Below are 13,675 nucleotides of genomic sequence, written 5' to 3'. Positions count from 1 at the left end.
GAGTGATGCGCGATCGCGAAAGATAGCAGATTTCAATTCTTCCTAGCCCCGATCTCCATATATTTTTTGAGAAAGTTCAAACTGCCAAAGCAGTCACGGAATTGTGAACTTCTCTCTGTACTTGTTCAAAAAAGCTGGTTTGAATCTGGGCAAATTCAGCAAATCCTTGTCCTGCCCATTCAATCACTTGTGCTTCTGATGCAGAGGTGTATTGGACCACATCATTCAGGGCTGAAAAAGCTTCCGCAGAGTGCCTTTGCTCTACCCCTTTAGTATCCAAGGTGCCATGAACCACAATCCAATACCAAGGGCTGACGGTGCCTTGAGAAAAATTGAGCTTGCTGTTGCGAATGAAGTGACCAAAGCTGCGATCGCGTTGCTGAGAGAAGATCACAGAATTAATGATGCTAAATTCGTTATCTCCTACTGTTTCCGTGGCGACATGAAAACCGATCGCTCGCACCAAACTCGGTAAATCATCCGGTTGTCCCTGGTAAGCGATTTGGACTTGCTTTAGCAGGTTATCCAACCAAGAGCCTGAGTGAGCAATTTCTTGGATTTCGGCATTAGACAAGTTGGCATACTCAGCCAGCTTATCTAGCAGACCATAGGATAAGGTGCGATGGGATACGCCTGTTCTCGGATCAATGAACTCTTCAATAGAAGCAGTAAAGATTTTGGCACCCAGATCCATCGATCGCTCAGCATGAGCTGGGATGGGATGCGTGGGATCTTGAAAAAGATGGCTGGAACCAATGATTCCTGACAAAATGGGAACGGCAAAACTAAAATTCCTGCCGTAGCGAACATATCTTTGCATAAACAGGTAGAGAGCTTGGGGACTAATGGTTGCCTCTCTACAAGCCTCTGTCATTACATGATTTAGACTATCAATATTGAGCCAAGGCTGAAAATCTTCTAGGGTGATCATTAATTCCTCGGTAGACCTTGAGTAGACTTGGGATAATTTTGCAACACATAAAACTACGGCATCAGATCCAAGTCTAATAATGCCGCCTGGAGGCAAAAAGCTCTCTTTCTAGCTCCAGCAAACTTACTCAGTTGTCAAAAAACTGTAAAGTTTAGTCGTTATGAGCCGTAGCAACTTCTACGGTAATCAGTCATATCCTGCAATGATTTTTACTCTTGTCCAAGAAAATCTCCATCAGTATAAACACTAGTACTTAATTAAGTCCTTAAAGAATGAAGCTTGATTTCTGAATGCGTACGAAATTGTGTATCGGTAAACACGATTTAATTGGGAATTTATTAAAGTTAAGTGATGTTAAATTTCATTGAACTCTGTATAAACATCTGCGCCAGATTATTGTGTTTTTCATATTTGATGAAGAGCGAGGAATTTTACATAGAAAACCAAAGATTAGGGGTGAGAATTTATAGAAGGAATCAAGCTGCAACAGATCATGCTCTATCGCACCATCAGCACCGATCGAATTTGTATCACTCAGCCTACTCACGCTTGGGTGGCGGGACAACTGGCCCATGCCTGGGGGAATGAAGCTTTTGGCTCGTTTGCTCCCTACGAAGCCGTGTGTCTAGGAGCCGAGCAGCACGACATTGGCTGGATACCTTGGGAGGCTTCTCCTACCTTTAACCCTGAAACTGGCTATCCTCACAGTTTTATGGAAGTGGCACCAGCGGTTCACACCAAACTCTGGGCGGGAGCAAAACACTTGGCTATGCCAATGGGACGGTATGCGGCCCTGTTAGTCTCACTACATGGCACTGGGCTCTATGAACGCTTTACCAGTTGGCAAAAGTCACCCGAATCTACTCGCTTGGTCGAGGCATTTCTGAGAGAAGAGAAAGCATTTCAACAACAGCACATGGCTCAGTTGCAACAAGATCCAGGTTATGCCCCCCATGTCACTCCAGAGGCGATCGCTCGTAACCGACAGCTCGTGGCGATATGGGATGCACTCTCCTTGGCTATCTGTATGGGAGTCACAGAGAAACGGCAGTTCGACCAGGTTCCGATCGCGACTGAAGACACAACTTTAGCCTTAATGCCCCTACATAACGACCCTACCCAACTCCAGGTTGAGCCTTGGTGCTTTCGAGCCAGCTCTGTTTCGCTGCTATTTGAGGGGCGGGTTTTGCGATCGCCTGCACCGAATGAATCCACTATGCACCAACAGCTAGCGAATGCGCCTTGGGTGACACTGACAGCGACCTTGCACCCCGCTGTTTGAACCAACTAAATATCTGAACCAAACTAAGTAAACAGTGGCTCAAAACGATTGTTTAGATGTTAATTAAAGTTGTTGGGTAATACTGGGCAAGTTGAATCCTCAAGAACTATATCTGAACTGCAACTTGTGGCAACAATTCAGGGATGGCTGAAACAGCAACCCTACATAAGATTTCACTTCACTACTTGATCTTAGGAATAGTCTTTCTCTACCTCAAAAGGAGGAGATAGAGTCAGACCTCATGTGTTGTTAATCGCCTCAGGAGAGGCTTTGTGTCTAATTAGTTAATTTTTGAGTGTGAATGTTTCCTGTGACAGATGAAAGAGTCGTCCTTCTCCCACTAATTTCAATATCGATGGCTGTAGCAATTCAATTTGATGAGATTCTTGGCAGGCTACTTTAGAACTTTTTCTGAGTCTGCTTTGATAAAAACTGGGTTTAACAAGCCTAAATCAATAGAGATCAATGCTTCAGCCGTTGAACCCTATTGAAGTATGGAAGAATTTTATGCCAATTGACATTCGAGATGATGTTGTTTACATCATGTTGAGAAAAATTGATGAGAGCGATCGCGGTCCTGGCCCCGACGAAGTCAACTTTACCGAAGCGGACTTTGCTGGTCTAGAAATTACCCCCAAGGATGTGCTCGGCCACTTAGATTATTTAAACCAACGCAAATACATCAACGCTGAGTTTACAGGTAACGCCTACGGCAACCAGGAAGATGTGCCTGATGCGGTGCATCCTAAAGAGTTCGATTTCAGAATTGCTGATACCTTTGGTGCCCCAGATGGCCCTCTCCCTCACCTCATTTCTTTTAAGAAAGCAGAACTGACCGAGAAAGGTCGGCAAATGCTGGATGAAATGAACGCAGACCCACCGAAGGCGCTGGAGAGCGGCCCATCTGTACCGATCGCCGACAAAGATACACCCTTCCTAGAGCGGGTCATGGTCAAAGCCAATCTAGAAGACCTCTATGACGCCAGAGACATTACTGAAGTAGTCTTCCGCACGATGCGTGACATGATGACTAACGAATTGGTCGATCGCGTCGCTGAGGAACTTCACGAACCTATGGAGCCGACCGACGAAAGAGCATTGCAAAACGAAGTGGCTGACCTGTGGATTGATACCAATCCCTTGGTGCGCTTCCTCAGCCGTGTGCGTCCTCCTTTAATTATCAAAGAAGATACATTCCTCTTCCGCATTAGGCAAGAATCAGGTCTCCCAGCTCGTACCGATGAAGAAACTGTGATTACAGCCGTCTTCTCAGCTGCTAAAGATGAGCTTTCGGAAGATCGGATCAAAGAGATCGCTGAGTTTCTCCCTGGCAAGATTCGCCAAATGTGGGAACACGCTTAGATCTAAGCTCGTGATTTAACGTGATTTAAGCTTAACCATGTCATTAGCGATCGCTCTTGGTAAAAAGGAGAGCGATCGTTTTCTAATAAGAGCAATATCACGGGAACGTCCTTTGGCAGAGTCGGCCCCACTACATCTACTCAATTTCCTCTACCCGAAACTCTGCAAAATGCGATCGCCATAGTGATTCCGCTCAACGGCAAAGTAGATGTGATGTTGAGAAATAATACTGATACCACCATTACCTATGAAGTAGTTGGTCATACGCAACCGCGATCGCTAGCAGGTGGCGCTGAAGTGATGCTGCAAGGCTTACCTGTCCTTGTGACGATCACCACCCTCCGTCCTGATCGAGGTTTGGTACAGATTGCGCCGATCTCTGGTGCCCAAGCAGGCGCGATCGGCTTTGCTCTAGATGAGACCACCCGCCTGGATAGCGACCAAGAAGTCATCCGCATTCAGAATAACGGCCAAGTTCTCGTCAACTAATTCTTGACCTAACCCCCAGCCCCTTCCCTACTAGGGAAGGGGAGCCAAACCAAGCTCAAAGCCCCTCGGCGCGTCGGAGAGGGGTTTGGGGAGAGGTCACTTCTAGAGCCGACGGAGTTGATCGAGGAGTAGGGATTCACTTCTGGTATCTTCTAGTGCCCGTGCCACTACGATCGCTCTTTGGTAAAAATTGCGGGCCGTTTCACGATTGCCTGCGGCTTGATAAATTTCGGCTAGCGATCGCAACGTGGTGAGTTGTTGGCGGAGGTTACTTTGCTCTTGAGTCAGAATCAGGCGCTGATCGAGCAACTCCAAAGCACGGGCGTAATTACCCAAAGGCCGATAGGATGCGACTAAGCCATCAATAGCCCGGAGATGGTTAGGGCGATCGCGACTGGTGCGAGCTAACCGTAGAGCTAGACCGTGGGCATTAGCAGAATCTTGATAACGTTTTGCTCCTCGGTAAGCATCCCCCAGATTGTTGTAGGTGCTGGCCTCACCGCTCGGATCACCCACTTGCCGACGATAGGTGAGAGCTGACTCTAGTTGTTTGATCCCTTGGTTATAGTTGCCGCTGGCTATGGCTGCCAAACCCAAATTGCTCAGAGACAAGCCTTGGCCTTCCAAGCTATTGATGTTGCGTGCGATTACTAAGGCTTCGTTAAAGGTGGCGGCTGCGGCTTGGGGGGCACCCCGTTGCAATAATACGCTCCCGACATTATTGAGGCCATAGATTTCGCCTTTGAAGTCGCGGTTGTCACGGGCGATCGCCAAACGCCGACGCAGGGCATCCTCTGCTTCTCGAACTCGCCCAAGTTGGGCATAGGTCAGGCCAATAAAGTCGTAGGTTAGGCCAGTCGCTGCTACATCGCCAATGCGCTGGTAGAGCTTCACTGCTTGTTGCCAAGAGGCGATCGCTTTTTCCAGTGACCCCTGCTGTTCATACTGCCCACCAATCCGAACTAGGCGATCGGCTTCATCTCTTAATTCGCCCTGAGTACCATTATTGACGGGAATATTCAACTGCTCGTTTAAGCTGGCAGCGCTGGCCCTAGTAGGGTAAAGCAGGTAAGTTGTACCTGTTGCCGCCAACAATGATGCGGACGCAAGAATAACTGCTAATAAACGGCGACTCATGACGATTTCCTCACAACCAAGCTTGATGGAATCACAGATACCTAGCTAAGTAGAGCTGACTCAGGGCAGGCAAATCCTGCACAAGATTTCTACTCAACACTAGGCTCCAGTGTGATGGAACTGAAGTCGAACCCATCGGTTCGATCCTTAGTATTCCCACCTAGATAAATTTCACAAATATCTTCCGGGAGAGCCTCTTCTAGGAGCTGGTAGCCTTCCTGCAACCGTACTTTGACTTCTGCGGGTGAAATCGCTTCCCCTTCCGCCTGCAAGTACGCCGAAATCCGGGTTTCGCTCCAGTGAAAAGTTTGCGCCATCAAAATCATCAGCCGCAGCACTGGAGGCAACTGGTCTAGCGCCTGCTCAACGTAGCACCACAGCGGCGGTGAAGCTCCTTGCAAAGAATAATGCACCGACTCGACTGGAGGCAGCTCGGCTTGGTTGATGCAAAAGGCTGTCATATTAATCAGCCAATTTTGCAACGTCAGGTTTTCGATGTTCGAGAGCTGGCTCGATCGCAAATCCAGACCGCCCAGTTCATGAAAAACGTGCCGCCAGGTGATGGCAAATAAATAGTCAGCTTGCACGGGCGATCGCGCCGAGTGCCGAATTAAAGTGTAAACAATCGGGCTGTAGCGACAAAAAATAGCCGTAAAGTATCGCCCCGAATCAGGATGGCGCTGAAAAAGCGTCAACAACTCCTGATCGCTATGGTGAAAGAGCGATTGGACAATCGGATGATTGCTTTCAGGAAACGTAGGAATTTGCACGATTTTCAGTCACTGACTGGCTAAGCGTCAATCGGAATGCCTCTTACTATAATCCACGGTTTTCCACAATTAAAACTCTTTTTGGTTAAAGATGTTTAGAGCAACTCAGAGTGTTCGATCGACTATCTTGCACAAGCCAGCCTTTTTTGAAGTTTGAATAAGCTTAGGTTTAGCTTGATAGACTAAGATTACTAGGCGATGTGTATCAGCCACCATCTCTAGAATTCTGTTCAATTGGCTTAAGTCCCTCACTTAATTCATGGTTCTAGCATTGAGTGTGATGCCTTTCCTATCTCAGCCTTTAATGGGAGCTTTTTTCCCAGCCCTGCCGTTAGACAGCCTCTTGTCAACGCAAGGAATTATGGTTTTGCTTTTGGCAGCTTATGCGGGTGCCATGTGGATGTTTCTCACCAGTGCCCCAAAAGTACACACCATCATGGTATCTGACCTAGAGTTCGCTCGTCAGTTCTATGAAGGGGTGCTAGGGTTGGCGGCTGCTGAGGTGCCATTGCATTACTACTACAACTATGAGCAGACTCTGGGTGCAACCAGCATTGACCCACTGTATATGTCCCCCAGTTTAGGTGGCCCAGCCACGGCTACCCGTAGCGTGAGTGGTACTGATGGCCTGTGGTACCAACTGAAGAAAAATACCCAGGTTCATGTCATTTCTGGAGCCAGTTTTGGCCAAAAAGATCGCCAACGTCACGTCTGTTTCGATCGCGACTGCTTAGAGCAAGTGCTGATGCGGGTACAAACGCGAGGCATCAAGCACAAAATCCGTCGCGAAAAACCGCTAAACTTTTTAGTCAAAGACTGGGAAGGCCGTGTGATTGAGCTGGCAGAGGTCTCAAACTAGACGCAAGCTTTGGGCAGTTTTGACCAGTTCCCCAAGTTATAGCTATTGGGGGCTTAAGAATTGCTTAAATCCCCCTGAGTATAAATGCTTTCATCCGTTTAACCCTTCACAATAGAAGTTGAAGCTGTGCGATGAAGGGATTACGTGAACGGGGACGAGTTTATTGAACAGATTCAAGATGTGCAGCAGCGGGTGGCAGAACTGGAGCAGAATGCCAGCCAACTGCCATTACCGCAAAAAAGCCGCTTGACAGAATCCTTAGGGAAACTGACTGCATCATTACGAGATTTGCAAGTTGCTGAGGAAGCGATTCGGCTCTTGCTATCTGCTGTACAGCAATCAAGGGATTCGATCATTATTACTGCGGCAGATATAGATCTACCAGGGCCAGAAATTGTCTATGTAAATCCAGCCTTCACTGAAATGACGGGCTATACGAGTGAAGAAGTTTTGGGCCAAACTCCTCGTTTACTCCAAGGCCCAGACACCGATCGCGAGTTGCTGAATGATTTGCGCCAGCATTTGGTGAGCGGAGAACCCTTTCATGGCGAGGCCATCAACTACCATAAGGATGGGACAGAGTATTACGTAGAGTGGAACATTACCCCCATTCGGGATGCTCGGCAAACGATTACGCACTTTGTCGCCATTCAACGAGATATTAGCGATCGCAAGTGCCTAGAGCAAGAACGAGAGCAGTTATTACAACAAGAGCAAGCAGCACGGAATGAGGCAGAAGCCGCCAATCGTACCAAAGACGAGTTTTTGGCGATGCTCTCTCATGAATTGAGAACGCCGCTGACCCCAATTTTGGGCTGGTCTAAGATGCTGCGAACCAAGAGACTACCTGAGACTAAGCGGCAAGAGGCGCTAGATGCGATCGAGCAGAACGCGAAACGTCAAGCGCAACTGGTAGATGATTTGCTGGATCTTTCCCGGATTGTTCAAGGTAAATTGACCCTGAATCTAGCTGCTGTACCGCTCAATGTCCCGATTAGTGCTGCATTAGAAACCGTTCGTTTGTCTATCGAAGCCAAATCTATTCAAGTAGAGGCAAAGCTGAACTCAGCGATCGGGCAAGTTATGGGCGACGCTGGCCGACTGCAACAAGTATTTTGGAATTTGCTTGCGAATGCTATCAAATTTACGCCCAGCAAAGGCCAGATTCGAATAGAGCTAGAACAAGTTGAACAGTATGCTCAAATCACAGTTGCTGACACGGGCCTAGGCATTCATCCTCAGTTCTTACCATTTGTATTTAATCGGTTTCGTCAGCAAGACAGCTCGATTACGCGACAATTCGGGGGCTTAGGATTAGGACTTTCGATCTCTCAGCAGTTGGTAGAAGCACATGGCGGAACTATTACAGCCGACAGCGCCGGAGAAGGACAAGGGGCAACGTTTACTGTGCGACTTCCTCTAAGCCCCACTTCTCTCAGTCCCAATGTTTCTGCTTCTACACCTGCGATGATCCCAACCCAACAGCACTACCACTTATCAGGAACCCAAGTGCTGGTGGTAGATGATGAACCCTTTACTTTGCAGTTCATTACCTTTGTGCTAGAAACAGCTGGGGCCAACGTTACCGCTGTTAACTCTGGCAAAGCTGCCTTACAAGCCCTGAGTCAATCTACTTTGGATGTGTTGGTGAGCGATATTGGGATGCAGGAGATGGATGGCTATGCTTTAATCCAACGGATTCGCTCATCTTCGCAGCCAAATCGAGATCTGCCAGCGATCGCTCTTACCGCTTATGCCACCGAAGATAATCGCCAAAAAGCATTACTAGCGGGATTTCAACAACATTTGGTCAAACCCGTTGAGCCAGAAACTTTAATTACAGCGATCGCCTTAGTCCTGAACAGGTGAACTTGCAGCGCTAGAATTGGCAAGTAGAGCATTACGTGGTTAGAAGCATCTATGTCTGGACATGACATCATCGTAATTGGTACTTCAGCAGGTGGGCTGAAAGCGCTTAGCAAAATTGTGAGTAGCTTGCCTGCTGAACTTGATGCTGTCATTTTTATTGTCCAGCACATTTCAGCCAGTGCGCCTAGCCTGCTGCCCCGAATTCTAGAAGATATAAGTAACTTTTCGGTCAGTCATCCTGAAGACGGAGAAAAAATTCAAAAAAGGCATATTTACGTTGCTTCGCCTGATCATCATTTGTTGGTGAGTCAGGGATACATGCGCGTGGTGCGGGGCCCCCAAGAAAATCGGTTTAGACCCGCGATCGATGCTTTATTCCGCTCAGCGGCTCGTGCCTATGGTCCTAGAGTGGTCGGGGTAATTCTTACAGGCTATCTGGATGATGGCACTGTAGGTCTTCAAGCAGTCAAAAACCGGGGTGGCATTGCCATTGTGCAAGACCCAGAAGAAGCAGAATACTCCAGTATGCCTAGAAGTGCCATGAGGTATGCCAAGGTAGACCACTGCTTACCCTTGGCGGAGATTCCAGCGTTGTTGGTGTCTTTGACGAAAGAACCAGTGGCGGCGGAGAAAGCGTACCCTATCACTCAAGAAATGGAGTTTGAGTCTAAGATTGCTGAACAGCAGATGAATACGTACGAGTTCCTGGAGAATGTTGAGAGCATTGGAACTCGCACCACTTATAGCTGTCCTGAATGTAACGGCAGTATTTGGCAAATCGGCAATGGAGATTTTCTCCGGTTTCGTTGCCATGTTGGGCATGCTTTTACGGCGGATGTCTTTTTATCTGAGCAAACTCAGAATATAGAAAATGCTTTATGGTCAGCTGTTCGAGCCTTAGAAGAAAAGGTAACACTCTCACGCCAAATCGCCCAGCGGATGAAGAATCTAAATCTGCATAAGGCAGCAATGAAATATGAAGATAACGCAGACAATGTAGATAAAGAGGTGTCAACGTTGCGGGAGTTGCTTCTCAATGGCTTTTCTACCAAGCAAACTATAGTCTTTCAAGATGAAGATCTAGAGAAGTGACTGTAATGCGATCGCCCCTGTCCTTATATGTACATTAGCTCCCCTTCCCTATTAGGGAAGGGGCTGGGAGTTAGGTCTTAAGGAGATTTAGACTCAGCACGTCACTTTAGAAATTCAAAGCCACCAGAAGCTAGGACTCCGGCGATCGCGGCAGTAGCGACAGAGGTAATGGCAGTCCCAAACAACCACCAAGCAGCAGTGGCTACGGTTTTCTGGACTTCTTCCGCCTGCTCTTTGGCTTGGTGTTTCACGGCTTTGATCCGCTTTTCAGCTTCCTGTTGCAGCCGTTCGGCGCGATGCAGCACATTATCTCTGGCTGACTCGATTTGATCGACAATCCGGTTGGCTTGCTCCTCAGAGATATCTTTGCGAGAGCTGAGGATAGAGACCAGCGTATCGCGATCGAAGTGGCCGAGGCGATCGCGCAGAGCATCGAATCCTGCTTCCGGGTCATCGAATAGCTTCCGAACATCTCGCTGGATGCCTTCGTAGTTGAGTTCTGGCTGATCTAGGGTGTTGAGGTAGGTGCGGACGCGATCGCTCACGCTGCTAGTGATAGATTGCACGCGGTCTTGGACTTTCTGCGCTTGCTGCGTCACTTGGTCCCGCACAGACTGAACTTGACCCAATACCTGATCCACAATCCGATTAGCATCTTCCTCAGAGATATCCTCTCGCTCTGATAAAAGAGAGACAATGGTATCGCGATCGATCTGGCTTAAGCGATCGCCCAACTGTTCTACACCTGCCCGTGGTTGTTTGATCAAGAGCTGTAGATCGCGTTTGATAGCCTCAGGATTGAGTTCTTCGCGATTTGTGTGCCGGAGATAATCTGCCAATTCTGTGGGAAAATCTCGTAGGCGATCGCGGGTGCGGGTCACTAAACGTTGGGGAGCCCGGACAATCCGCCGAATTCCTTCCTGGACTTGATCAATGGCACGATTCACCTGATCCTCGCTCAGATCTCCGCTTTGGCTAACCAACTTCACCAACGTTTCTCGGTCCACTTGGGAGAGTCGCTGGCGCAGGACAGAAGCCCCTGTCTGAGGATCACTCAAGAGCGTTTGTAGATCTCGCTGAATCCCTTCTGGGTCTAATTCTTCCAGGTTGGTATTCCGCAGATAGTCGGCAATCTGGTTAGTTAGCTGATCCACTTGGGCTCTAGCTTGCTCAGTCAGTTGCTGGGGAGCCTGGAGCAGGCGATCGCGCACCGATTCAAATTGATCCAAGAGTTGATCTACTTGCTCTGGGTTAATGTCTTGGCGTTGCGACAATGCTTGCCGTAAGGTATCGCGATTCAACTGCCCCAGCCCAGTTTGTAGCGCCTGGGAGCCTGCTTCCGGTGCATTGAGCAACGTCTGGAAGGTTTGCTGGATCGCATCTGGGGTAAATTCGCCAGGATTAGTTTCGCGCAGGTAGGATTCTACTCGTTGGCGGAAGTCGCTGGTTTGCGTTTGCAGTTGGTTCCAGGTGGCTTCTGACTCATTCAAGAAGCGATCGCGCACATTCATCAGTTCGGTACGAATCTGCTCTGCTTCTTCTTGGCTGAGGTCTTGCTGCCCTGCCATCAGCATTTGCATCAGCGTATCGCGATCGAACTGGAGTAAGCGATTGCCCAAGGTTTCATAACTGGCTTCAGGGTCGGCCAAAAGTGCAGTAAAGTCTTGCTGAATTCTCTCGGCACTCAAAGCTTCTTTAGGGGCAGAACTGAGGTAGGTTTCTACCTGTTGCCGCAATTCCTGCGATCGCTCCTGCTCCTCTGCGACCCGCACAGTGTCTAACACTTCCTGCCGAACCACTTCGACTTCATCGGCAATATCATTCACCTGCTCTGGTGTAATCCCATCCCGACGAGTCAGAACTTCCACAAAATAGCCCCGATTGAGCGGCTCTAATTGCTGCCGTACCGCTCTAGCATCGGCGTTGGGGTCGTAAAGTACCTCGCGGAATCCGCGATCGAGACCGTTGGCACTGAGATACCAAAAAGGAGAATTGAGCAGGTAATTTTCAATATCGGTGCGAATGGGTGAGAACGAGCTAGTTTGCTTCACCGCTCCCAGTGCTTGACTTGCCTGTTCTCCCAAAGTCTGTTGGAAGGAACCCAACTGCTCTGTAATCTTCTGCAAGTCGAGATCAGAGAGATCTACTCGCTGAGCCAAAGTAGAGACGAGGGAACCCAGACCCAGTTGCAAGGCGCGATCGCGTAAACTGGCTCCCTGCTTGTCTTGGCTTTGTCCATCCCCCTGCCCATTGCTTAGTAATTGATTGCCAATCAAATCAGTTAAGCGCTCCCGCAACTTACCGCTTCTGAGTTCCTCTGGTGTCGCGGATTGAACAATACTGAGGAGATCAGGAGCAGCGGTTAAATTAGTGGCTGCATCAGTTGCTGCGCTAGTGGCTGCATTGGTCACGGAACTGGCAGCGGATTGCAGATTAGGATTCTCTAGTAGCCCTAAGACCTGGCTGGAAATGTCCTTGAAGTCAGCTTGTGGCAGTTGCAGCTTGGTGACATAATCTTGTAAATTCTCGCGCAGGCGATCGGGTTCTAACACCGATTGCAATTCTTTTCTGACTGCTCCCACCGACGCTTCTACGGTATTAGCGATTTGGCTAGTAGCTGCTTGACCACTCAGAGCTGTGGCTACGGTTGCTGCCACCCCTTGCAAGCCAGAACTAGCCGTACTACCCACTGCCCCGATCAACGACCCAACGGCGCGAGAACCCGTCCAGAAGAGGAGCAGGAAATAGACTGACCAGATCACCACACTGACGATCGCACCCAGGCTACTTTCGTGAATTAGCGTCAGCTTAACCGCGAGAAAACAGGCCGTAAAGAGAGCCGTATTCACGATCAAGATCGTTCCAGCGCCAACTTTTGCCTCAACCCGACGAATTTTCTTCCCCCAACCGTTAGCATCGCTGTCTAGAGCATCAGCAGCACCTGAGATGCCAGCAGCGATGGATAAGTTGGTGAGCACCAATTGGAAGGCAAATGCCATTACCACCCCAGCAATCAGCGCGATGAAAAACTGAGGCCCTGAAAGGAACGCCAAAGTTGAAGATTCTACAGGGATAGCTGCTTGAGCAACCCAAATATGTTGAAACATAGTTTTTCCTTTTTGCTAGCCTTTCCTTTTTGCAAACCTTTGCAAATCGGGAATCCACCAACTTGTAAGCCTCTACTCAAAAACGGTCCTGCTGATACCAGGGTTGACCTACAGCAGGCCTATGGCAGAGTTAACAGTGGTGAACAAAGTAAATGAAGCAAAGTGGCTTTGCCTGCTGCATCTCGGAACTATTTTGCTGCTAGAAAACAGCAGGCGATCGCCACTTTTATCCCTTGTTTACCTACCCAACTTAGTGGCAATTAGTAAGTTCACCCTCTATCAAAAGAGGGGCGCAAGAGGATTGTAGGAAAAGCGAAGTAGTAGGAACACCTGCTCAAAATATAAGAAATCAGCAAAACAGCGATCGCTTATCGGGCTGCGCTGATCTCTCGGTTGCCCATTAGGGTTTGCACCGCAGTTGTGACCTCTGGTACTGCTAGCGCTAACGAAGCCAGCGAACACAGCGTTGCCACTTGGCAGTACTCACAAAATGCTTTGTTCTCGCTCCACTCTTCGCGAGCTAGCTCGGCTGCCACCAGCGTGTCAATTAAAATCTTGGCTCCCATCGCAATTGGCAGGAGCGGGTTCTCCTTGGCTCGGTTTTGACCTCCTGCTGATGCTAACCAAGCGGTAATGCCATAGTTAACTAGCTTGACACTCCCACGGCTAAAGCACGTGGGATTCTTGGCTCTACGAAACCACTTAACCTAGAGTCCTTGCGTCATCTAGGCCAGAGGTGGGATTCTCCCCAAGCGTTACTTCGGGTATGCCCTACCC

At 48.8% G+C, this 13,675-nt stretch carries 11 protein-coding genes; 6 read left to right on the top strand and 5 right to left on the bottom strand.

Annotation, left to right across the window (positions count from 1 at the left end; all coding sequences use genetic code 11):
- Positions 1-76 precede the first annotated feature (76 nt).
- A complete protein-coding gene (locus KME12_18725) occupies positions 77-931 on the bottom strand; it encodes a hypothetical protein (GenBank protein MBW4489822.1) in 855 nt (284 codons plus the stop codon).
- A gap of 493 nt (positions 932-1,424) precedes the next feature.
- Here KME12_18725 and KME12_18720 point away from each other — a divergent pair, with 493 nt between their 5' ends.
- The 3 genes from KME12_18720 (at position 1,425) to KME12_18710 (ending at position 4,064) form a co-directional block, all read left to right on the top strand.
- Positions 1,425-2,213, top strand: a complete 789-nt coding sequence (locus tag KME12_18720; protein ID MBW4489821.1) for a DUF3891 family protein — start codon at positions 1,425-1,427, stop codon at positions 2,211-2,213.
- Between the two features lie 507 nt (positions 2,214-2,720).
- Positions 2,721-3,575: a DUF2267 domain-containing protein gene (locus KME12_18715; GenBank protein MBW4489820.1), complete on the top strand. Its 855-nt coding sequence runs from the start codon at positions 2,721-2,723 to the stop codon at positions 3,573-3,575.
- A 183-nt stretch (positions 3,576-3,758) separates the two neighbouring features.
- Positions 3,759-4,064, top strand: a complete 306-nt coding sequence (locus KME12_18710; GenBank protein MBW4489819.1) for a hypothetical protein — start codon at positions 3,759-3,761, stop codon at positions 4,062-4,064.
- A gap of 102 nt (positions 4,065-4,166) precedes the next feature.
- Here KME12_18710 and KME12_18705 read toward each other — a convergent pair whose 3' ends face one another.
- Together KME12_18705 and KME12_18700 are read right to left on the bottom strand one after the other, a co-directional pair.
- A complete protein-coding gene (locus tag KME12_18705) occupies positions 4,167-5,201 on the bottom strand; it encodes a tetratricopeptide repeat protein (GenBank protein MBW4489818.1) in 1,035 nt (344 codons plus the stop codon).
- Positions 5,202-5,290: 89 nt separating this feature from the next.
- Entirely contained in the window at positions 5,291-5,971 is a 681-nt protein-coding gene (locus KME12_18700) for a sigma-70 region 4 domain-containing protein (protein ID MBW4489817.1), read from the bottom strand.
- A gap of 280 nt (positions 5,972-6,251) precedes the next feature.
- Between KME12_18700 and KME12_18695 the strand changes: the two genes are divergently transcribed.
- The 3 genes from KME12_18695 to KME12_18685 all read left to right on the top strand — a co-directional run bounded on the left by KME12_18695 (position 6,252) and on the right by KME12_18685 (position 9,791).
- Positions 6,252-6,830 carry a glyoxalase-like domain protein gene (locus tag KME12_18695; protein MBW4489816.1) on the top strand — a complete coding sequence of 193 codons (579 nt, stop codon included), beginning with the start codon at positions 6,252-6,254 and terminating at the stop codon, positions 6,828-6,830.
- A 144-nt stretch (positions 6,831-6,974) separates the two neighbouring features.
- Positions 6,975-8,699, top strand: coding sequence for a response regulator (locus tag KME12_18690; protein MBW4489815.1), 1,725 nt, complete (start codon positions 6,975-6,977; stop codon positions 8,697-8,699).
- 51 nt (positions 8,700-8,750) lie between these two features.
- The gene (locus KME12_18685; GenBank protein ID MBW4489814.1) at positions 8,751-9,791 is read left to right on the top strand and encodes a chemotaxis protein CheB; all 1,041 of its coding nucleotides are present in this window, start codon (positions 8,751-8,753) and stop codon (positions 9,789-9,791) included.
- A gap of 101 nt (positions 9,792-9,892) precedes the next feature.
- On the opposite strand, the gene KME12_18680 is transcribed toward KME12_18685, so the two are convergent.
- Positions 9,893-12,898, bottom strand: coding sequence for an MFS transporter (locus tag KME12_18680; GenBank protein MBW4489813.1), 3,006 nt, complete (start codon positions 12,896-12,898; stop codon positions 9,893-9,895).
- A 368-nt stretch (positions 12,899-13,266) separates the two neighbouring features.
- Positions 13,267-13,464, bottom strand: a complete 198-nt coding sequence (locus KME12_18675; protein MBW4489812.1) for a hypothetical protein — start codon at positions 13,462-13,464, stop codon at positions 13,267-13,269.
- Between the last annotated feature and the right edge of the window lie 211 nt (positions 13,465-13,675).

The sequence above is a fragment of the Trichocoleus desertorum ATA4-8-CV12 genome (genome assembly GCA_019358975.1).
GTDB classification, from domain to species: Bacteria; Cyanobacteriota; Cyanobacteriia; order FACHB-46; family FACHB-46; genus Trichocoleus; species Trichocoleus desertorum_A.
This window is presented reverse-complemented; position numbering and strand designations above follow the sequence as displayed.

Bases quoted from the DNA above. Each gene is read 5' to 3' on its own strand.
- KME12_18705 (MBW4489818.1), bottom strand. From the start codon at position 5,201: ATGAGTCGCCGTTTATTAGCAGTTATTCTTGCGTCCGCATCATTGTTG.
- KME12_18680 (MBW4489813.1), bottom strand. From the start codon at position 12,898: ATGTTTCAACATATTTGGGTTGCTCAAGCAGCTATCCCTGTAGAATCT.
- KME12_18695 (MBW4489816.1), top strand. From the start codon at position 6,252: ATGCCTTTCCTATCTCAGCCTTTAATGGGAGCTTTTTTCCCAGCCCTG.
- KME12_18675 (MBW4489812.1), bottom strand. From the start codon at position 13,464: ATGGGAGCCAAGATTTTAATTGACACGCTGGTGGCAGCCGAGCTAGCT.
- KME12_18685 (MBW4489814.1), top strand. From the start codon at position 8,751: ATGTCTGGACATGACATCATCGTAATTGGTACTTCAGCAGGTGGGCTG.
- KME12_18720 (MBW4489821.1), top strand. From the start codon at position 1,425: ATGCTCTATCGCACCATCAGCACCGATCGAATTTGTATCACTCAGCCT.
- KME12_18725 (MBW4489822.1), bottom strand. From the start codon at position 931: ATGATCACCCTAGAAGATTTTCAGCCTTGGCTCAATATTGATAGTCTA.
- KME12_18715 (MBW4489820.1), top strand. From the start codon at position 2,721: ATGCCAATTGACATTCGAGATGATGTTGTTTACATCATGTTGAGAAAA.